At 65.1% G+C, this 19,125-nt stretch carries 19 protein-coding genes; 17 read left to right on the forward strand and 2 right to left on the reverse strand.

Translation table 11 applies throughout. The annotated features are described in order from the left end of the window. The first annotated feature begins 208 nt into the window (after positions 1 to 208). From ytfQ to mmsB, 11 genes are all read left to right on the forward strand, one after another. Positions 209 to 1,174: a galactofuranose ABC transporter, galactofuranose-binding protein YtfQ gene (gene ytfQ, locus N2604_RS16640; protein WP_260375694.1), complete on the forward strand. Its 966-nt coding sequence runs from the start codon at positions 209 to 211 to the stop codon at positions 1,172 to 1,174. Positions 1,175 to 1,288: 114 nt separating this feature from the next. After that, positions 1,289 to 2,830: a sugar ABC transporter ATP-binding protein gene (locus N2604_RS16645; RefSeq protein ID WP_260375695.1), complete on the forward strand. Its 1,542-nt coding sequence runs from the start codon at positions 1,289 to 1,291 to the stop codon at positions 2,828 to 2,830. Continuing rightward, the gene (locus N2604_RS16650; protein ID WP_260375696.1) at positions 2,827 to 3,819 is read left to right on the forward strand and encodes an ABC transporter permease; all 993 of its coding nucleotides are present in this window, start codon (positions 2,827 to 2,829) and stop codon (positions 3,817 to 3,819) included. Before N2604_RS16645 ends, N2604_RS16650 begins: the two co-directional genes overlap by 4 nt. Beyond that, entirely contained in the window at positions 3,816 to 4,796 is a 981-nt protein-coding gene (gene yjfF / locus N2604_RS16655) for a galactofuranose ABC transporter, permease protein YjfF (protein ID WP_260375697.1), read from the forward strand. Before N2604_RS16650 ends, yjfF begins: the two co-directional genes overlap by 4 nt. Next, entirely contained in the window at positions 4,793 to 5,569 is a 777-nt protein-coding gene (locus N2604_RS16660; RefSeq protein ID WP_260375698.1) for a FadR/GntR family transcriptional regulator, read from the forward strand. Before yjfF ends, N2604_RS16660 begins: the two co-directional genes overlap by 4 nt. Next, complete coding sequence (locus tag N2604_RS16665) at positions 5,566 to 6,492, forward strand: Gfo/Idh/MocA family protein (protein ID WP_260375699.1); 927 nt, start codon at positions 5,566 to 5,568, stop codon at positions 6,490 to 6,492. Before N2604_RS16660 ends, N2604_RS16665 begins: the two co-directional genes overlap by 4 nt. A gap of 2 nt (positions 6,493 to 6,494) precedes the next feature. Further along, positions 6,495 to 7,571 carry an aldose epimerase family protein gene (locus tag N2604_RS16670; RefSeq protein ID WP_260375700.1) on the forward strand — a complete coding sequence of 359 codons (1,077 nt, stop codon included), beginning with the start codon at positions 6,495 to 6,497 and terminating at the stop codon, positions 7,569 to 7,571. Further along, positions 7,571 to 8,449 (forward strand): SMP-30/gluconolactonase/LRE family protein, encoded by an 879-nt coding sequence (locus N2604_RS16675; RefSeq protein WP_260376236.1) that lies wholly within the window; start codon positions 7,571 to 7,573, stop codon positions 8,447 to 8,449. The genes N2604_RS16670 and N2604_RS16675 overlap by 1 nt, the downstream gene beginning before the upstream one ends. 72 nt (positions 8,450 to 8,521) lie before the next feature. Next, the gene (gene chvE / locus N2604_RS16680; protein ID WP_311740007.1) at positions 8,522 to 9,592 is read left to right on the forward strand and encodes a multiple monosaccharide ABC transporter substrate-binding protein; all 1,071 of its coding nucleotides are present in this window, start codon (positions 8,522 to 8,524) and stop codon (positions 9,590 to 9,592) included. Between the two features lie 148 nt (positions 9,593 to 9,740). Next, complete coding sequence (gene mmsA / locus N2604_RS16685) at positions 9,741 to 11,318, forward strand: multiple monosaccharide ABC transporter ATP-binding protein (RefSeq protein ID WP_260375701.1); 1,578 nt, start codon at positions 9,741 to 9,743, stop codon at positions 11,316 to 11,318. Next, positions 11,315 to 12,505 (forward strand): multiple monosaccharide ABC transporter permease, encoded by a 1,191-nt coding sequence (mmsB, locus tag N2604_RS16690; protein WP_260375702.1) that lies wholly within the window; start codon positions 11,315 to 11,317, stop codon positions 12,503 to 12,505. The genes mmsA and mmsB overlap by 4 nt, the downstream gene beginning before the upstream one ends. A 138-nt stretch (positions 12,506 to 12,643) precedes the next feature. On the opposite strand, the gene N2604_RS16695 is transcribed toward mmsB, so the two are convergent. Together N2604_RS16695 and N2604_RS16700 are read right to left on the reverse strand one after the other, a co-directional pair. Further along, on the reverse strand, positions 12,644 to 13,069 hold the full coding sequence (locus N2604_RS16695; protein ID WP_260375703.1) for a cupin domain-containing protein: 426 nt from the start codon (positions 13,067 to 13,069) through the stop codon (positions 12,644 to 12,646). A gap of 154 nt (positions 13,070 to 13,223) precedes the next feature. After that, on the reverse strand, positions 13,224 to 13,379 hold the full coding sequence (locus tag N2604_RS16700; protein WP_260375704.1) for a hypothetical protein: 156 nt from the start codon (positions 13,377 to 13,379) through the stop codon (positions 13,224 to 13,226). Positions 13,380 to 13,549: 170 nt separating this feature from the next. Between N2604_RS16700 and N2604_RS16705 the strand changes: the two genes are divergently transcribed. From N2604_RS16705 to N2604_RS16730, 6 genes are all read left to right on the forward strand, one after another. Further along, on the forward strand, positions 13,550 to 14,125 hold the full coding sequence (locus tag N2604_RS16705) for a cytochrome c oxidase subunit 3 family protein (RefSeq protein ID WP_260375705.1): 576 nt from the start codon (positions 13,550 to 13,552) through the stop codon (positions 14,123 to 14,125). 2 nt (positions 14,126 to 14,127) lie between these two features. Continuing rightward, positions 14,128 to 14,388 carry a cytochrome C oxidase subunit IV family protein gene (locus N2604_RS16710; protein ID WP_260375706.1) on the forward strand — a complete coding sequence of 87 codons (261 nt, stop codon included), beginning with the start codon at positions 14,128 to 14,130 and terminating at the stop codon, positions 14,386 to 14,388. Positions 14,389 to 14,484: 96 nt separating this feature from the next. After that, a complete protein-coding gene (locus N2604_RS16715; protein WP_260375707.1) occupies positions 14,485 to 14,937 on the forward strand; it encodes a cytochrome c in 453 nt (150 codons plus the stop codon). A gap of 34 nt (positions 14,938 to 14,971) precedes the next feature. Continuing rightward, on the forward strand, positions 14,972 to 16,318 hold the full coding sequence (locus N2604_RS16720; RefSeq protein ID WP_260375708.1) for a cbb3-type cytochrome c oxidase subunit I: 1,347 nt from the start codon (positions 14,972 to 14,974) through the stop codon (positions 16,316 to 16,318). A 61-nt stretch (positions 16,319 to 16,379) separates the two neighbouring features. Next, on the forward strand, positions 16,380 to 17,186 hold the full coding sequence (locus tag N2604_RS16725) for a CbbQ/NirQ/NorQ/GpvN family protein (protein WP_260375709.1): 807 nt from the start codon (positions 16,380 to 16,382) through the stop codon (positions 17,184 to 17,186). 10 nt (positions 17,187 to 17,196) lie between these two features. Further along, a complete protein-coding gene (locus tag N2604_RS16730; RefSeq protein WP_260375710.1) occupies positions 17,197 to 19,113 on the forward strand; it encodes a nitric oxide reductase activation protein NorD in 1,917 nt (638 codons plus the stop codon). Positions 19,114 to 19,125 lie beyond the last annotated feature (12 nt).

Below are 19,125 nucleotides of genomic sequence, written 5' to 3' on the forward strand. Positions count from 1 at the left end.
CCCCGTTGCATCAAGGGAACAAAATCGCGCTGAGCGTGTCATAATCAGCTTACCGTCACCCCCATGCGTTTTCGCCCAAATAGTCAAATAATATGACTAGTCTGAACTCCACTTCCATGAAATAGTGCCCGCCGCTGGCCCGAAGGCCGGCCTGTGGGGTGCCATGCTACCAATGGGCGCCCGGATAACATCTTGGGAGACACGCCTGATGACCTCTAAAGCCCTCTTTGCGGCCAGCGCCATGGCCGCCTTGTTGCTCGCAACCCCGGCCAGCGCCGGCCAGCTCACCATCGGCTTCTCGCAGATCGGATCGGAATCCGGCTGGCGCGCGGCCGAGACATCCGTGTCCAAGCAGGAAGCTGCCAAGCGGAAGGTCAACCTCAAGATCGCCGACGCCCAGCAGAAGCAGGAGAACCAGATCAAGGCGATCCGCTCCTTCATCGCGCAGAATGTCGATGCGATCTTCCTCGCGCCTGTCGTCTCGACAGGATGGGATTCGGTGCTGAAGGAAGCCAAGGAGGCCAAGATCCCGGTCGTGCTGCTCGACCGCGACATCGATCCCTCCGGCAAGGAACTCTATCTCACCGCCGTCACCTCCGACAGCGTTCATGAAGGCGAGGTCGCCGGCGACTGGCTGGCGAAGACGGTCGGCAACAAGGCCTGCAACATCGTCGAATTGCAGGGCACGGTCGGCGCCAGCGTCGCGGCCAACCGCAAGAAGGGCTTTGACACTGCGATTGCCAAGCACGCGAACCTGAAGGTTGTGCGCAGCCAGACCGGCGACTTCACCCGCGCCAAGGGCAAGGAGGTGATGGAGAGCTTCATCAAGGCCGAAGGCGGCGGCAAGTCGATCTGCGCGGTCTATGCCCATAATGACGACATGATGGTCGGCGCAATCCAGGCGATGAAGGAAGCCGGCCTCAAGCCCGGCAAGGAGATCCTCACCGTCTCGATCGACGCGGTGCCCGACATCTTCAAGGCGATGGCCGCGGGCGAAGCCAACGCCACCGTCGAATTGACGCCGAACATGGCCGGCCCCGCGCTCGATGCCATCGCGGCGTTCAAGGACAAGGGTACGGTGCCGCCGAAATGGATCCAGACCGAGTCGAAGCTCTATACCGCCGCCGACGATCCGCAGAAGATCTACGACAGCAAGAAGGGCCTCGGTTACTGAGGTGGGCTCCGCCGGACCGCGACTTGCGGTCCGGCACCCCCTTCGAAACCGCTGCGCGAACGAGTAGGCTTGGCGTGCGCGCTGTCCGCGGGCGCCGGTGGGAGTGACGTCGCGATGGAAAACAGCCTTGATCCTGCTCTGCCGCTGCTGGAGGTGCGCGGGATCAGCAAGAGCTTTGGCGCGGTGCGCGCGTTGCAGGAGGTCGACTTCACGCTGCGCGCCGGTGAGATCCATGCGCTGCTCGGCGAGAACGGCGCCGGCAAGTCCACGCTGATCAAGGTCGTCACCGGCGTGTTTCCGCGCGATGCCGGCATCGTCAGGCTCGGCGATGAAGAGATCGCGCCGCGCTCGGCCAAGGCAGCACTGGCAGCGGGCATCGCGACCGTGTACCAGGAGGTCAACCTGCTGCCGAACCTTTCGGTGGCGCAGAACCTGTTCCTCGACCGCCAGCCAATGCGTTTCGGCATCGTGCGCGAAGGCGAGATGCGGCGCCGCGCCAAGGCGCTGCTCGCGGATTTCGGCCTCGACATCGACGTCGCCGCGCCGCTCGGCCATTATTCGGTGGCGATTCAGCACGTCACCGCGATCGCGCGCGCGGTGGATCTCTCCGCCCGGGTACTGATCCTGGACGAGCCGACCGCGAGCCTCGACCGGCATGAGGTCGAGATTCTCTTCCGTATCATGCGCCAGCTCGCGGGGCGCGGCATCGGCATCGTCTTCGTCAGCCACTTCCTCGACCAGGTCTACGAGATCTCCGACCGCATCACCGTGCTGCGCAACGGCCGCCTCGTCGGCGAGCGCGAGACCGCGTCGTTGCCGCGCCTGGAATTGATCCGGATGATGCTCGGCCGCGAGCTGGCGGAAACCACCGCGCGGGCGGCAACGCGTGAGCACCAGGCCGGCGAGGTGTGCGCGAGCTTCGAGAGCTACGGCAAGGCCGGCTATGTCGCGCCGTTCGATCTCGAGCTGCGCCACGGCGAGGTCGTCGGCCTGGCCGGCCTGCTCGGCTCGGGCCGCACCGAGACGGCGCGGCTGGTGTTCGGCGCCGAGCGCGCCGATCGTGGGCAGGCGAGGGTGGAAGGCAAAGCCGTTCGGCTGCAGTCGCCGCGCGACGGCGTTCGTCACGGCTTTGGCTATTGCCCGGAGGAGCGCAAGACCGACGGCATCGTCGCCGAGCTCAGCGTGCGCGAGAACATCGTGCTCGCGCTCCAGGCCAAGCGCGGCCTGCATCGGCCGCTGGCGCGCCGCGAGCAGGACGAGATCGCGCGCCGTTACGTCAAGATGCTCGACATCCGCCCGCCCGATCCGGAGCGCCCGGTCGGCCTGCTCTCCGGCGGTAACCAGCAAAAGGTGCTGCTGGCGCGCTGGCTCGCGACCTCGCCGCGGCTTCTGGTACTGGACGAGCCGACCCGCGGCATCGATGTCGGCGCGCATGCCGAGATCATCCGCCTGATCCGCGAGCTTTGCGATGACGGGCTTTCGCTGCTGGTGATCTCCTCGGAGCTCGACGAGATCGTGACCTACTCGGACCGCGTCGTCGTGCTGCGCGATCGCGCCCATGTCGAGGAGCTCGCGGGCGAAGCGATCGACGTCGGCAACATTCTCGCGGCCATTGCCGCGGACGGGGCTGCCTCAGCCCGTGGGGCTCACGCATGACAGCGCTGCTGCCGCGCCGCGGCCTTGCCCAGATCCTGGCGCTGATCGTCATCCTCGCGGTCGACCGCGTGGTCTCGCCGCAATTCTTCGACCTGCGCCTGCAGGACGGCCGTCTCTTCGGCAGCCTGATCGACGTACTCAACCGCGGCACGCCGGTGGCGCTGCTTTCGCTCGGCATGGTGCTGGTGATCGCGACGCGCGGCATCGATCTGTCGGTTGGAGCGGTGATGGCGATCTGCGGTGCGATCGCCGCCAGCCTTGCCGACAGTCACGGGCTTCCGGTCGTGCTGGCGGCCGCCCTCGGCGCCGGCCTCGTCTGCGGCCTCTGGAACGGTTTTCTCGTCGCCGTGCTCGGCATGCAGCCGATCGTGGCGACCTTGATCCTGATGGTCGCGGGGCGCGGTATCGCTCAGTTGATCACCGAAGGACGCATCGTGACGTTCTCCTCGCCGGATCTGGTCTGGCTCGGCAATGGCTCTGTGCTCGGCCTGCCGGTGCCGGTCGTGATTGCCTTGGGCATGCTCGTCCTCACCGGCGCGGTCGTGCGTGGTTCCGCGCTCGGGCTCCTGATCGAGGCGACCGGCGGCAACGCGCGGGCGAGCGAGCTCGCCGGCGTCGGCACGCGCGCGATGATTTTGGCGGTCTATGTCTGGTGCGGCGTCTGCGCTGCGCTCGCCGGCGTGATCGCGGCGGCCGACATTATGGGTGCTGACGCCAACAATGCCGGCCTCTGGCTCGAGCTCGATGCGATCCTGGCCGTGGTGATCGGCGGCACCTCGCTGTTCGGCGGCCGATTCAGTCTCGTGCTGGCCGTGCTGGGTGCGCTGATCATCCAGACCATGAACACCGGCATTCTGCTGTCGGGCTACCCGCCGGAGTTCAACCTGCTGGTCAAGGCGGTGGTGGTGCTCGCGGTGCTGCTGCTGCAATCGCCGAAATTCTCAGGTCTCGACGGGCTCGTCACGTGGCTGCGGAGGGCGAAAGCATGAAAGGCCTGCCGCCGGTTCTGATCACGGCCATCGTGCTCGTTGCGGGCTTTGCGCTCTGCGCCCTGCAATTCCCCAACATCGCCTCCACCCGCGTGGTCGGCAATCTCCTCACCGACAATGCCTTCCTGGGGATCGTCGCGACCGGCATGACGTTCGTGATCATCTCCGGCGGTATCGACCTTTCGGTCGGCTCGGTGATTGGCTTCACCACCGTGTTCGTCGCGCTGGCGATCGAGCGCTGGGGGATCCCGCCGCTGGTCGCTTTCGTCGCCATCCTCGCGCTCTCGGCGGCGTTTGGCGCGGCGATGGGCGCCGTCATCCACGTCTTCGATCTGCCACCTTTCATCGTGACGCTGGCCGGCATGTTCCTGGCGCGCGGCGCGAGCTTCCTGCTGTCCACCGAGTCGGTGCCGATCACGGCGCCGGTCTATGCGACGGTGTCAGATTTTGCTCTGCGGATGCCCGGCGGCGGCCGGCTGACGGCCATCGCAATCATCATGCTGCTGATCGTGATCGGCGGCGCCCTGCTGTTGCATCTCACCCGGTTCGGCGCCAACGTTTATGCGCTCGGCGGCAGCCGGACCACCGCGAGCCTGATGGGCGTTGCCGTCGGCAAGATGACGATCAAGATCTACATGCTCTCGAGCCTGCTCGCGGGGCTCGCGGGAATTGTCTTCTCCTTCTACACCAGCGCCGGCTATTCGCTGTCCGCCGTCGGCGTCGAGCTCGACAGCATCGCGGCCGTCGTGATCGGCGGCACGCTGCTGACCGGCGGGCAGGGCTCGGTGGTCGGAACATTCCTCGGCGTGCTGATCCAGGGCCTGATCCAGACCTACATCAATTTCGATGGCACGCTGTCGAGCTGGTGGACCAAGATCGCGACCGGCGTGCTTCTGTTCGCCTTCATCGCCCTGCAGCAGGGGCTGGTCACGCTTGCGCGCCGGCCGGCGGTGAAACATGTGGGAGCGGCGTCATGACCTCGCGGATCGTCGTCATCCCGACGCGGCGGGCCCATTCCAACCATGCGGAGGTGGCGCGTTCGATCGGCGTCGACATCATCGCCGGCCGCTATGCGGAAGGCACGCGCCTGCCGGGTGATGCCGAAATGATCGCGATGTTCGGCGTGTCGCGTCCGGTGCTGCGCGAGAGTGTGAAGACGCTGGTCGCCAAGGGCCTGCTCACCACCAAGGCGCGGGTCGGCACCGTCGTGCGCGAGCGCGGCGCCTGGAACATGTTCGACGCGGACGTGCTGGCCTGGCACCTCGACGCCGGCATCGACAAGCGCTTCCTCAACGACCTCGCCGAGATCCGTCTGGCCGTCGAGCCGCGCGCGGCGATGCTGGCGGCCACGCAGCGGTCCGAGGAGGACATCAGCGAGCTGCGCCGCTGCATGGATCGCATGCGGCATGAAGCGTCCGACTCGGTCGGATTTGCCGACGCCGATCTCGCGCTTCATGTTGCCGTGGCGCGTGCCTCGGGCAATCTGTTCATGCGCTCGGTCGGGCATGTCATCGAAGCAGCGCTGCGCGCTTCGTTCCTGCTCAGCGCTCCGGTCGAGACCGAGGACCGCGAGACTGTGCTGCTCTGGCATCAGAGGATCGTCGATGCCATCGTCGGGGGCGATGCCGACGCCGCATCGGAGGCCATGATCTACGTCATTCACAACGGCATGCGCCGTCACGACAGCACGGTGATCGAGACCGCCCCGGCCGAGCCGCTGCCGTCGACCGATACTGGAGAACAAGCGTGACAGACCTTCGCATCGCCATCGTCGGCTTCGGCAAGATCGCGCGGGACCAGCATGTGGCGGCGATCGCCGCCACACCGGGTGCAATGCTCGCCGCCGTGGCGAGCCGCAATGCCTCCCCGCCGGGGGTGCCGCATTTTGCGACCATCGAGGAATTGCTTCAGAAGGGGCCGCCGATCGACGCGGTCTCGCTCTGCACGCCGCCGCAGGTGCGACGGGTCCAGGCCGCGGCAGCGCTCGCCGCCGGCAAGCATGTCATGCTGGAGAAGCCGCCGGGCACCGGCGTTGCCGAGCTTGATCCGTTGATTGCGATGGCGGCGGGTGCGAAGCGGACATTGTTTGCGACCTGGCATTCGCGCTATGCGCCGGCGGTTGAGCCGGCCCGGCAATGGCTCGCCGAGCGGCGCATCAAATCGGTGCACATCAGCTGGAAGGAGGATGTCCGCGTCTGGCATCCCGGACAGGGCTGGATCTGGGAGCCGGGCGGCCTCGGCGTGTTCGATCCGGGCATCAATGCGCTGTCGATCCTGACCAGGATTCTGCCGAAACCCGTGTTCGTCACCGCGGCCGAGCTGGCCTTTCCAGCCAACTGCCAGGCGCCGATCGCGGCGAACCTGAACCTGACGGATATCAGCGGCCTGCCGGTGACTGCCGAGTTCGACTTCCGCCAGACCGGGCCGCAGAGCTGGGATATCCTCGTCGACACCGATCAGGGCCGGCTGACGCTGTCCAGCGGTGGCGCGCGCATGGCCGTCGACGGCAAGTTGCTTGCCGAAGGTCCTGATCAGGAATATCGCGGGCTCTACCGGCGCTTCGTCGAGCTCGCAGCGACCGGCGCAAGTGACGTCGATCTGACGCCGCTCCGTCTCGTCGCCGACGCGTTCCTGCTCGGCAAGCACACGATCGTCGAACCGTTTGTGGATTGAGCATGGCCGCATCAACAATCACAAGAGACGTCTTCGGGACGCTGCCCGACGGCCGCAAGGTCGAGCGCGTCGTGCTGCGTGGGGAGGGCGGCTTCGAGGCGCGCATCATCAGCCACGGCGCGGTGCTGCAAGCGCTGATCGCGCCAGATTCCAACGGCGGATACGACGACGTCGTGCTTGGCCATGATGCCTTCGCCGGCTATCTCGCCGAACGGAAGTTTCTGGGCGCCACCGTCGGCCGCTATGCCAACCGCATCGCCAAGGGACAATTTTCGCTTCAAGGCGAGACGGTGCAGCTTGCCGTCAACAACGGTCCGAATGCACTGCACGGCGGGCTCGACGGTTTTGATCGCAAGCTCTGGGAGATCGCGGACCTCGACGAGGGCGCCGAGCCCGCCGTGACGCTGACCTATGCCAGCCCGCATGGCGAGGAGAACTATCCGGGCAAGCTCGACGTCCGCGTGACCTATCGCATCACCGGCCCGACCGAGCTGTCGCTTCTGATGGAAGCGCGGACCGACCGGCCGACCATCGTCAATCTGACCAACCACAGCTTCTTCAACCTCGAGGGCGCGACGTCAGGTACGTCCATTCTGGATCACCGCCTGATGGTCGCCGCCGAGCAGTTCCTCGCCATCGATCCCACCGCCATTCCGCTGCCGGAGCCGCCGCGCAGCGTTGCCGGCACGCCGTTCGATTTCCGCAATCCGCGGCCGGTGGGCGAGCGCATCCGCGAGAGCGACCCGCAATTGCGAAACGGCAGGGGCTACGACCACACCTATTGCCTCGGGCGCAACGGCAAGCTTGCGTTCGCGGCGCGGCTGGAGGCGCCGCGCTCCGGGCGCATCATGGAGCTGCTCACCGACCAGCCCGGACTTCAGGTCTATTCCGGTAATTATCTCGATGGGACGATGTCGGGCAAGGACGGCAAGCTGATTCGGCAATCGGACGCCATGTGCCTGGAGCCGCACATCTGGCCCGACGCTCCGAACCGGCCGGATTTTCCGAGCCCGCGCCTCGATCCCGGCGGGGTCTATCGCCATCACACGGTCTATCGCTTTTCGGTGAGGTCGCCATGATGGAGCAGGTGCCAACGACTGTCCTTTCGGACCATCCTTGCCATCTCGGCGAAGGTCCGACCTATGACGTGACCACCGATACGGCCTGGTGGTTCGACATTCGTGAAGGCAACCTGTTCGAGGCGCAACTCGGCAGCGGTTCTGTCCGCATCCACGCGCTTGGCCGGATGGCGAGCGCGCTGGGGCGCATCGACGCCGAGCGACAGCTGATCGTCGCCGAAGACGGCCTCTACATCCGCAAGCTCGCTGATGGTGCGATGACGCTGTTCTGTCCGCTCGAAGCGGACAATCCGGCGACGCGCTCGAACGATTGCCGCGTGCATCAATCCGGCACATTCTGGATCGGCACCATGGCCAAGACAGCCGAGCCGAAGGCGGGTGCGATCTACGCGCTGCATCGCGGCAAGATATCGACCTTGTTTCCCGGCATCAGCATTCCCAATTCGATCTGCTTTTCGCCCGATGGCGCCACCGGCTACTTCACCGACACCCCGCGCGCGGTGCTCTATGCCGTGCCGCTCAACCCCGCGACCGGCCTGCCGCGCGGCGAGCCGGAGGTGCTGCTGCGCCACAGCGGCATCGGCGGTCTCGACGGCTCGGTGTGCGACGCCGACGGGCAGATCTGGAATGCATGCTGGGGCGCAAGCCGGATCGACGTCTATTCGCCGCAAGGCGAGCGCCTGCGTTCGCTCAGCGTGCCGGCGAAGCAGGCGAGCTGCCCTGCCTTCGTCGGACCCGACCTGTCGCGCCTGCTCGTCACGTCGGCCTGGCAGGACATGGACGCGGCGGCACGTGCTGCCGATCCGCAAGCCGGCTGCACCTTTCTGCTCGAAGCAACCGCGCGCGGACGCGCGGAACCCGACGTCAAGCTCGCATAGGAGGCCCAAGCCGTACACGACCGTCGTTCTCGAAACCACGATAGAAAGTCTGATACCCAAAGGGAGTGAAACATGCTGAAACTGAAGACGACATTTCTCGCGCTGGCGCTGGCCAGTGTCGCCACGATGGCCACAGGCGTCACTGCCTTCGCCCAGAAGGCGACGGTCGGCATCGCCATGCCGACGAAATCCTCCGCGCGCTGGATCGACGACGGCAACAACATGGTCAAGGTGCTGAAGGAGCGCGGCTACAACACCGACCTGCAATATGCCGAGGACGACATCCCGAACCAGCTCTCCCAGGTCGAGAACATGGTGACCAAGGGCGCCAAGGCGCTGGTGATCGCCGCGATCGACGGCACCACCTTGTCCGACGTGCTGAAGCAGGCGAAAGCAAAAGGCATCACCGTGATCGCCTATGACCGCCTGATCCGCGGCACGCCGAACGTCGACTATTACGCGACGTTCGACAATTTCCAGGTCGGCGTGCTCCAGGCAGAGTCGATCGTGCAAGGTCTCGGCCTGAAGGACGGCAAGGGTCCTTTCAACATCGAGCTGTTCGGCGGCTCGCCCGACGACAACAATGCCTACTTCTTCTACAACGGCGCCATGAGCGTGCTGAAGCCGTATATCGACAGCGGCAAGCTCGTCGTCGTGTCGGGCCAGATGGGCATGGATAAGGTCGCGACCTTGCGCTGGGACGGCGCCACCGCGCAGGCCCGCATGGACAACCTGCTCAGCGCCTACTACGGCAACAAGAAGGTCAACGCCGTGCTGTCGCCCTATGACGGCCTCTCGATCGGCATCATCTCCTCGCTGAAGGGCGTCGGCTACGGCAGTGCCGGCCAGCCGATGCCCATCATCTCGGGCCAGGATGCAGAAGTGCCTTCGATCAAGGCCATGCTGCGCGGCGACCAGTACTCGACCATCTTCAAGGACACCCGCGACCTCGCCAAGGTGACCGCTGACATGGTCGACGCCGCGCTCGCCGGCAAGGAGGTCACCGTCAACGACACCAAGACCTACGAGAACGGCGTCAAGACCGTGCCGTCCTACCTGCTCAAGCCGGTGGTGGTCTACAAGGACAATTGGGAGAAGGTGTTGGTCGACAGCGGCTACTACAAGAAGTCGCAGTTCCAGTAAGTGAGTGCTCCGTCGTTCCGGGGCGATGCGAAGCATCGAACCCGGAACCTCGAGATTCCGGGTTCGATGCTCCAGGCCCGCTTCGCGGCTCCGGCGCATCGCCCCGGAATGACGGCGGAGGGATAAGCTTTTTCAAGGAAACGATGCCATGACCGCCATGCTGGAGATGCGCAACGTCAGCAAGAGCTTTGCCGGCGTGCAGGCGCTGCGCGACGTCAACTTCTCGGTTCGCGCCGGGCAGATCCATGCGCTCGTCGGCGAGAACGGCGCCGGCAAGTCGACCCTGATGAAGGTGCTGAGCGGGGTCTATCCGCACGGCAGCTACGAGGGCACCATCGTCTTCGAGGGCGAGGAGCGCCGCTTTCGCGACATCAACGATTCCGAGGCGCTGGGCATCATCATCATCCATCAGGAGCTGGCGCTGATCCCGCTGATGTCGATTGCGGAGAACATCTTCCTGTCGCATCCGCCGTCGAAGCTAGGGGTGATCGACCGCGACGAGGTCTACCGGCGCACGCGCGAGCTGCTGGCGCAGGTCGGCCTGAAGGAATCGCCGGATACGCTGATCACCGATCTCGGCGTCGGCAAGCAGCAGCTGGTCGAGATCGCGAAGGCGCTGTCCAAGCGGGTACGGATGCTGATCCTGGACGAGCCGACCGCGAGCCTCAACGAGGCCGACAGCGCCGCGCTGCTCGAACGCCTGATGGCGTTCCGCGAGCAGGGCATTGGATCGATCCTGATCTCGCACAAGCTGAACGAGGTCGCCAAGGTCGCCGACCACATCACCGTGCTGCGCGACGGCCGCACGGTGGACAGCATCGATTGCCACGCCGAGCCGATCCAGGAAGATCGCATCATCCGCAGCATGGTCAATCGCGATATGGCGCACCGTTTCCCGGAGCGCAACGTGAAGATCGGCGAGCCCGTGCTCGACGTCGAGAACTGGTCGGTCTATCACCCCATCCATCCCGAGCGGCAGGTGATCAAGAATGTCAGTTTCGGCGTCAGGCGCGGCGAGGTCGTGGGCATTGCCGGGCTGATGGGGGCAGGGCGCACCGAGTTCGCCATGAGCCTGTTCGGCCGCTCCTGGGGCACCAATATCAGCGGCATTATCCGGCTCGAAGGCCGTGAGATCGCGCTGCCGAGCGTCGCCGCCGCGATCGATGCCGGTCTTGCCTACGTCACCGAGGACCGCAAGCAGCTCGGCCTGATCCTCGCCGACGACGTCCGCAAGAACATCACGCTGGCGAGCCTCGACCAGGTCGCACCTAGCAGGGTGATCGACGACATCGCCGAGCTGAAGGTCGCCAGCGACTACCGCAACCGGATGCGCATCCGTTGCTCCGACGTCTACCAGGAGACCGGCCAGCTCTCCGGCGGCAACCAGCAGAAGGTCGTGCTGTCGAAATGGCTGATGACCGACCCCAAGGTCCTGATCCTGGACGAGCCGACAAGAGGTATCGACGTCGGTGCCAAATATGAGATTTACTGTATCATCAACGAGCTTGCGGAAGCCGGCCGTGGCGTCGTGGTGATCTCCTCGGAGATGCCAGAGCTGCTCGGCATCTGCGACCGCATCTGCGTCATGAACGACGGCGCCTTCGTCGGAGAGTTCAACGGCTCAGAAGCGACACAGGAAAAGATCATGCGCGCCATCATGCGCAACGAACGAAGCATTGGGAACGCCGCGCCCGCGGCCGCGGAGATGGGAGGATCGCAGCCATGACCGACAAGACGGTTTCGCTGCCCGAGGAGCGCCGGCACGGCAGCTTCATCAAGAACAACTTGCGCAATTACGGCATGTTGATGTCGCTGGTTGCGATCATGCTGTTCTTCCAGGTCGTGACCGGCGGCACCCTGCTGCAGCCGCTCAACCTCACGAACCTGGTGCTGCAGAACAGCTACATCGTCATCATGGCGCTGGGCATGCTGCTCGTCATCGTCACCGGCCATATCGACCTCTCGGTCGGCTCCGTCGCGGGCTTCATCGGCGCCGTGGCGGCCTTGCTGATGGTGACCTACAAGGTCGATTACACGCTCGCCTTCATCGCTTGCCTCGCGCTTGGCGCCGCCATCGGCGCGGCGCAGGGCTATTGGGTGGCTTATTTCAAGATCCCGTCCTTCATCGTGACGTTGGCGGGCATGCTTGTCTTCAAGGGCCTGGCGCTCGCGGTATTGCAGGGGCAGTCGCTCGGGCCGTTCCCGCAAACCTTCCAGAAGCTGTCCTCGGGTTTCATTCCGGAACTGCTGCCCGAAGCCGGCACGCTGCATCCGACGTCTATGCTGATCGGCGCCGTACTGGCGCTCGGGCTCGTCTATGCCAGTGCCAAGGGAAGGTCGCGCGAGCAGTCGCACGGCATCGAGGTCGAGCCCTATGCGTTCTTCCTCGGCAAGAGCATCTTGCTCGCCTTTGCCGTGCTCTATTTCACCTATCTGATCGCCTCGCATCGCGGTCTGCCCAACGTGCTGGTGATCATGACCGCGCTGATTGCGCTCTACGGCTTCGTCACTCGCCGCACCGTGATCGGCCGGCACATCTACGCCGTCGGCGGTAACGCCAAGGCGGCGAGCCTGTCGGGCATCAAGACGGAGCGGCTGACCTTTCTCACCTTCGTCAACATGGGCGTGCTCGCCGCGCTTGCCGGCCTCGTCTTCGCCGCGCGGCTCAACACGGCAACTCCGAAGGCCGGCCTCGGCTTCGAGCTCGACGTCATTGCCGCCTGCTTCATCGGCGGCGCCTCGGCCTATGGCGGCGTCGGGCGGGTCGGCGGTGCCGTGGTCGGAGCCATGATCATGGGCGTGATGAACAACGGCATGTCCATCCTCGGCATCGGCATCGACTATCAGCAGGTGATCAAGGGCCTGGTGCTGCTGGGCGCGGTGTGCATCGACGTGTACAATCAGCGGAGATAGCCGCATCGACGGTCCTGCAGGGTGGGCAAAGGCGCAACGCGCCGTGCCCACCATTTTCAACGACGCCGGTGGAAGGGCTGAGCGCGCGATCGCCCCGTGAGCCATGCGAGCGTTCGGCCTCTTGCGCCGCACTCATCCTCAGGATTGCATCACCGGAACCAGCCCGTAGCGCAGCATCGTTTCCTTCACTTTGGCCGGATCAGGCGAGCCGGCCGATAGCAGACCCGCCATGTCCCTGAAGTATTGTGGGCCGAGTACGCCGGGGCTGAGGATGCACAGGCACGTCGCCGGTCGCGGCGAACGGTTGATGAAGCCGTGCACCACGCCGCGCTTGATGAACAGGCTTTCGCCCGGCGCGACGTCGATGTCCTTTGCTTCGATCCGCCAGGTCGAGATGCCGCTGAGTCCATAGATCGTCTCGTCCCAGCCATCGTGATAATGCGGAATCGGCATGCGCGCGTTCGGCTGCAATGTCATCTCGAACAGATCGAGGCTGCCGGCGGTGTCATCCTTGCTCTGTAGGAATGTCAGCTGCAGCGCGCCAAGGTTGATGATCTCAGGCATGGCCAACTCATCCAGTCGTGTGGAGTGCAATACTAGCGCACGACGCAAGGAAGCCAAGACCGGGGAATGGAACTGTCTGAGACCATAAACAGCAGGTGCCTCCTGCTGTGCAGCGTCGCAACGGTACCCTGCATTGCGCTCGAGGCGCGGGCCGCTACTGCGTCGTGAACAGTACCGTCGCGATCGCGACGGAGAGGCTCACCGCCGAAACGGTCGCAACCGTCGACAGCACCCCCATGCGCCTGAGCGCGATGGCAAAGCCGATGATGATGGGGGTCGCGGTCATCAGCCCGATTTGTGCATCACTCATGTGATCGTTCGCCATTCCTGGGAACCCTGGGCCGGTTCGTACCGCGATCCGGCCGGCCGGACGTTGCGTTGGCGCAAACAAGCGCTCTGGCGATCCCCAGTTTGTCCGGCGACAAATTCGGAACCGGGATGCCGGGCTAAGTCTGGCCGGTGTCCTGATCCGGAAAGACGATGTCAACGGCCGAGTGCGAACAACAGGAAACCGGCTGGGGAATTCTGCAAGATCTTCCCGGCGATCCCATGATCTGGGTGCTGATCTTCAGCGAGCTTGTCGCCTTCGGCCTGTTCCTCGGCGCCTTCTCGGTCGCTCGCGCGATCCACCCGGCTGTGTTCGCGGCCGGGCAGGCCGCTCTCGTTTCGAATCTCGCAGGCCTCAACACCGTCGTGCTGGTGACCAGCGGCTGGGCGGCGGCACGAGCGACGAAGGCTGCGCGCGCCGGAGAACGGCAGGTGGCGCGATCCTGGATTGTCGGCGCCATCGCGCTCGGCGGCCTCTTCATCGCGATCAAGCTTGCCGAATATGCCGAAGAAATCGGACGCGGGGTCGGGCTCGAAACCAGCCCGTTCTTCACGCTCTACTTCCTGCTGACCGGCTTTCATCTTCTGCATGTCGGCCTCGGCATCGTCATTCTCGCCGTGGTCTGCCGCCGCGCCGAAATATCAGGCGTCGAGACGGGAACGGCCTTCTGGCACATGGTCGATCTGGCCTGGATCGTCATGTTTCCCATTCTCTATCAGGTGAGATGACGATGCCGGATCGCATCGATATCACCTGGATCGTGCTGATCGGCCTCGCGCTCGCTACCGTCCTTCTGCCACCGCTGATGCCGCGGGCGCTGCTCGGCAATGCGCTGCTGCTCGCCTTCGCCGCGCTCAAGGGGCATCGCATCGCGCTCGACTTCATGGATCTTCGTGCCGTGCCCGCGCTCTGGCGCGGTCTCGTCGTGAGCTGGATCCTAATCGTGCTGCTACTTGCCTGGCTTGCCTCGGCGGTCGTCGCCCTGATCTGACGCGCTCATTGCGCCCTGACAAAGAACGTGCCGGGCAAAACGGCAATAAATCACACCATCGCATGTCTTCAGGAATCAAACCGGAAAGGATTGGCAATGGCTGAACGCCTGACCAAGTCGGCCGCTCGGAACGTCTTCTACGGCGGCTCGGCCTTCTTCTTCGCGATCTTCATAGGGCTGACAGCGCACAGCCATTACTACATGGCCACGACCTCCACGGACGCGACGATGCTGACGTCGTCGGTCGCCCGCGGCAAGCACGTCTGGGAAAAGAACTCCTGCATCAACTGCCACACGCTGCTGGGTGAGGGCGCCTATTTCGCCCCTGAGGTCGGCAATGTCTGGGATCGCTGGGGCGGCAACGAGGACCCGGCCGCCGCCCGCGAGACGCTGAAGGCCTGGATGCAGTCGCAGCCCTCGGGCGCGTCGGGCCGGCGGCAGATGCCGCAGTTCAACCTGACCGACCAGGAACTCGACGATCTCGCCGACTTCCTGCAGTGGACCAGCAAGATCAAGCGGCAGGAATGGCCGCCGAACAAGGCCGGCTGAGCGCCTTCCTCTTTCCAGACAGAGAGAACCCAAGATGAAATATCAAACCCAGAAAGTCGCGATGCTGTATTTCTACGGCGCGCTGACGCTGTTCCTGGCCCAGGTCCTGTTCGGCCTTGTCGCCGGAACCATCTACGTCCTGCCCAACACGCTGTCGACGCTCCTGCCGTTCAACATCGTCAGGATGATCCACACCAACGCGCTGATCGTGTGGTCGCTGATCGGCTTCATGGGCGCGACCTACTTCCTGCTCCCTGAGGAAACCGAGACCGAGCTCTACAGCCCGCTGCTCGCCAAGATCCAGTTCTGGATGTTCTTCGGCGCGGCCGGCGTCGCCGTGGTCGGCTATCTCTTCCACTACCACGAGGGCCGCGAATTTCTCGAACAGCCCTTCATCATCAAGGTCGGCATCGTCGTCGTCTGCCTGATGTTCCTGTTCAACGTCACCATGACGGCGCTGAAGGGCCGCAAGACCACCATCACCAATATCCTGTTGTTCGGGCTGTGGGGCGTTGCGATCTTCTTCCTGTTCGCCTTCTACAACCCGGCCAACGTCGCGGTCGACAAGATGTACTGGTGGTACGTCGTCCATCTCTGGGTCGAGGGCGTCTGGGAGCTGATCATGGCCTCCGTGCTCGCCTATCTCATGATCAAGCTCAACGGCATCGACCGCGAGGTCGTCGAGAAGTGGCTCTACGTCATCATTGGGCTGGCGCTGTTCTCGGGCATTCTCGGCACCGGTCACCATTTCTACTGGATCGGCGCGCCCGGCTACTGGCAGTGGATCGGATCGCTGTTCTCCACGCTGGAGGTCGCACCGTTCTTCACCATGGTGATCTTCACCGTGCAGATGACCTGGAAGGCCGGCCGCAAGCACCCGAACCGCGCTGCGCTGTTGTGGTCGGTCGGCTGCTCGGTGATGGCGTTCTTAGGGGCCGGCGTCTGGGGCTTCCTGCACACGCTGTCCTCGGTGAACTACTACACCCACGGCACACAGGTCACCGCCGCGCACGGCCATCTCGCGTTCTTCGGCGCCTATGTGATGCTCAATCTGTCCGTCATGGCCTACGCGATCCCGCAGATCAGGGGACGGGCGCCCTATAACCAGTGGCTCTCCATGGCGAGCTTCTGGATCATGTGCACGGCGATGATGGTGATGACCTTCGCGCTGACCTTCGCAGGCGTGGTCCAGGTCCATCTCCAGCGCGTGCTCGGCCAGGGCTACATGGACGTGCAGGACCAGCTCGCAATGTTCTACTGGGTCCGGCTCGGCTCCGGCGTGTTCGTCGCGATCTCCGCGCTGATGTTCGTGTGGGCCGTGCTGGTGCCCGGTCGCGCCAGGCAGCCCGTCATCCCCGGCGCGTTGCAGCCGGCCGAATGAGCGTTAAGGCGGCCTCGGTTCGCCGCGGCCGCCGTCTCAATGTGAATTGCGGAGAATGATCATGAAAGCTGCCCTTCACGCCGTCACCGCGCCAGCGCTGCCGGCCTATGTCGCCAGCGGCAATGAATGCGCGCTGTTCGAGCACGCCTGGCGGCACCAGCTGCCGGTCCTGCTGAAGGGACCGACTGGCTGCGGCAAGACGCGCTTCGTCGCGCATATGGCGGCGCGGCTCGGATTGCCGCTGCACACCGTCGCCTGCCACGACGATCTCACCGCGGCCGACCTCACCGGCCGTTATCTGCTCCGTGGCGGCGACACCCTATGGAGCGACGGCCCGTTGACGCGGGCGGTGCGCGAGGGCGGCATCTGCTATCTCGATGAGGTCGTGGAGGCGCGCAAGGACGTCACCGTCGTGCTGCATCCCCTGACCGACGATCGTCGCATCCTGCCTCTGGAACGCACGGGGGAGGAACTCGCCGCGCCGAACAGCTTCATGCTCGTGGTCTCCTACAACCCCGGTTACCAGACGCTGCTGAAGGCGCTCAAGCCGTCGACGCGCCAGCGCTTCGTCGCCATCGAGTTCGGCTTTCTGCCGCCAGAGCAGGAGATTGCGGTGGTCGCCGCCGAGAGCGGATTGTCGCCGGATTGCGTGCGGCCGCTGGTCGCGCTCGCCGGCCGGCTGCGCGCACTGAAGGGCCACGACCTGGAGGAGGGTGTCTCGACCCGGCTCGTGGTCTATTGCGCGACCCTGATTGCGGCCGGCATGCCGATTGCGGATGCCGTGCTCGCCGGCATGATCGAGCCAGTGACCGACGATGCCGACGTCAAGGCGGCGCTGCTCGACGTCGCACGCGCCGTGATCGGCTGAGGCGGCTCCGATGCTCGATTTCCTCGAACTGGAGGAGACGGTCGGCCGCGCCTGGCACCGCATGGTCGGCAGCACCGCCAGCTATCCGGTTCATGCCGATCACGCCGTCTCGCTTGCGGAAATGAGAAGCAGGCTCGCGGTGATGTTCCGCGCGCTGGGCGGTGAGGCGGGTGTGCAGATCGCGAGCGCCGGCGCGCGCAAGTCCGCGCACCGGCTTGGCTGGCGGCAACGCATCGGTCTCGGTGACGAGCGCCTCGAGCAGCCGGGCCGCGACGCCGGGAGCATCTTCCTGCCCGACAGCATCGCGATCTTTCCCGACAGCGCGCTGAATGCAGCGCTCTACCGCTGGCTCGCGGCATGGTTTGCGGCTGCGCCGATCGAGGCGACCACGGAGACCGATCCGCTCCGGCGCGATCTGCTCGTGCTGCGCCGCGCTGCCGAAACGGCGGTCTTTGTGCTCACGCAGTTTCCCGGGCTGGTCGCCGACTACGCGCAGCTTGCCGCGGCGACCGCCGAGGCCCGGCCGCGACGGCCTCTGCCTCGCATCGAGCAGGAGATCGAGCAGATCGTTCTCGCCCTGCTTGGCGCCGGACCTGCGCCCACGGGAAAGTTGTGGCCGGCGATGATGGGAACGGGCCCGCTGCCGGACAAGGCGCCGCCGGGCTATCGCTCGATCCTGCCGTGTCCGCTCTGGGGCGATTGCTGGACGTGCGAGCTTGCGCCCGCGCATGCGGGTGAGGACGAATGCGCTGACGGTGCGGAGCCACTGGCCGAGGACAATCGGAAGCGTTTCGCGGTGCGTGAGCGCGAGGAAAATGCCAATCGTCGCGATCCCTTCGTGCTCAATCGCTTCGAGAAGATCCTCGCGATGGCCGAGATGGTCAATATCGATCGCTCCGCCGATGACAGCGAGGACGACGACGCGCGGAAAGCGGCCGACGACCTCGAGGAGATCACGCTCAGCCGCCGCAGCGGCAAGCCGGCGAGCCGGTTCAAGTTCGATCTTGATTTGCCGCCGGAAGCGCTCGATGCCTCGCGCCTGACTGCGGGCCTGACCTATCCCGAATGGGATTATCGCAGCAGCTCCTATCTGCCCGATCATTGCCGCGTGCTCGCATCTGCCGCTTCTGAAACCGGTGAAAGCTGGACGCCTGACGAGACCATGCGCCGGCACATCCACCAGGTGCGCCGCCGCTTCGGGGTCCTGCGGCCGCGCCATGAATTGATGCGGGCGCAGGCCGATGGACATGATCTGGATCTCGACGCGCTGGTGCGTGCGCGGTGCGACCTCCGCGCCGGCAGCAGCAGCGGTCTCGATCGAGTCCACGTGGCGATGCGCCCGCAAGGGCACGATCTCGCCGTCACGCTGCTGGTCGACGTCTCGCTCTCCACGGACGCCTGGGCCAATGGCTACCGCGTGCTCGATGTCGAGAAGGAGGCGCTGCTCGTGCTTGCCCACGGCCTATCCGCCTGCGGCGATCACCACAGCATCCTGACTTTCACCTCGCGCCGGCGCTCCTGGGTGAGGCTCGAAACGGTCAAGGCGTTCGGCGAGCCGATGAGCGACGTGGTCGAGCGCCGCATCGGCGCGCTCAAGCCCGGCTATTACACGCGGATCGGCGCGGCGGTCCGCCATGCCGCCGCCGAGCTGGCACGCCAGCCGCAACGCAAGAAGCTGCTGCTCGTCCTCACCGACGGCAAGCCGAACGACGTCGACCATTATGAGGGGCGCTTTGCGGTCGAAGACACCAGGAGGTCCGTGCAGGAAGCGCGCCGGCTCGGAATTGCGGTGTTCGGCGTGACGATAGACGCGGCAGCGCAATCCTATTTTCCGATCCTGTTCGGGCGCAGCCGCTATGCCATCGTCGGCAACATCAAGCGATTGCCCGCGGCGCTGCCGGCGATCTACCGGCAGGTGGCGCACTGACGCGTCACGGTG

Origin of the sequence: Bradyrhizobium sp. CB1015, assembly GCF_025200925.1 — a bacterium.
In the GTDB taxonomy this organism is placed as follows: domain Bacteria; phylum Pseudomonadota; class Alphaproteobacteria; order Rhizobiales; family Xanthobacteraceae; genus Bradyrhizobium.

What these genes read in the sequence shown, in the direction of transcription:
- yjfF (WP_260375697.1), top strand. Translation starts at nt 3,816, where the DNA reads ATGAAAGGCCTGCCGCCGGTTCTGATCACGGCCATCGTGCTCGTTGCG.
- ytfQ (WP_260375694.1), top strand. Translation starts at nt 209, where the DNA reads ATGACCTCTAAAGCCCTCTTTGCGGCCAGCGCCATGGCCGCCTTGTTG.
- N2604_RS16670 (WP_260375700.1), top strand. Translation starts at nt 6,495, where the DNA reads ATGGCCGCATCAACAATCACAAGAGACGTCTTCGGGACGCTGCCCGAC.
- N2604_RS16675 (WP_260376236.1), top strand. Translation starts at nt 7,571, where the DNA reads ATGGAGCAGGTGCCAACGACTGTCCTTTCGGACCATCCTTGCCATCTC.
- chvE (WP_311740007.1), top strand. Translation starts at nt 8,522, where the DNA reads ATGCTGAAACTGAAGACGACATTTCTCGCGCTGGCGCTGGCCAGTGTC.
- mmsA (WP_260375701.1), top strand. Translation starts at nt 9,741, where the DNA reads ATGACCGCCATGCTGGAGATGCGCAACGTCAGCAAGAGCTTTGCCGGC.
- N2604_RS16695 (WP_260375703.1), bottom strand. Translation starts at nt 13,069, where the DNA reads ATGCCTGAGATCATCAACCTTGGCGCGCTGCAGCTGACATTCCTACAG.
- N2604_RS16710 (WP_260375706.1), top strand. Translation starts at nt 14,128, where the DNA reads ATGCCGGATCGCATCGATATCACCTGGATCGTGCTGATCGGCCTCGCG.
- N2604_RS16720 (WP_260375708.1), top strand. Translation starts at nt 14,972, where the DNA reads ATGAAATATCAAACCCAGAAAGTCGCGATGCTGTATTTCTACGGCGCG.
- N2604_RS16715 (WP_260375707.1), top strand. Translation starts at nt 14,485, where the DNA reads ATGGCTGAACGCCTGACCAAGTCGGCCGCTCGGAACGTCTTCTACGGC.
- N2604_RS16660 (WP_260375698.1), top strand. Translation starts at nt 4,793, where the DNA reads ATGACCTCGCGGATCGTCGTCATCCCGACGCGGCGGGCCCATTCCAAC.
- N2604_RS16730 (WP_260375710.1), top strand. Translation starts at nt 17,197, where the DNA reads ATGCTCGATTTCCTCGAACTGGAGGAGACGGTCGGCCGCGCCTGGCAC.
- N2604_RS16650 (WP_260375696.1), top strand. Translation starts at nt 2,827, where the DNA reads ATGACAGCGCTGCTGCCGCGCCGCGGCCTTGCCCAGATCCTGGCGCTG.
- N2604_RS16645 (WP_260375695.1), top strand. Translation starts at nt 1,289, where the DNA reads ATGGAAAACAGCCTTGATCCTGCTCTGCCGCTGCTGGAGGTGCGCGGG.
- N2604_RS16725 (WP_260375709.1), top strand. Translation starts at nt 16,380, where the DNA reads ATGAAAGCTGCCCTTCACGCCGTCACCGCGCCAGCGCTGCCGGCCTAT.
- N2604_RS16700 (WP_260375704.1), bottom strand. Translation starts at nt 13,379, where the DNA reads ATGAGTGATGCACAAATCGGGCTGATGACCGCGACCCCCATCATCATC.
- mmsB (WP_260375702.1), top strand. Translation starts at nt 11,315, where the DNA reads ATGACCGACAAGACGGTTTCGCTGCCCGAGGAGCGCCGGCACGGCAGC.
- N2604_RS16705 (WP_260375705.1), top strand. Translation starts at nt 13,550, where the DNA reads ATGTCAACGGCCGAGTGCGAACAACAGGAAACCGGCTGGGGAATTCTG.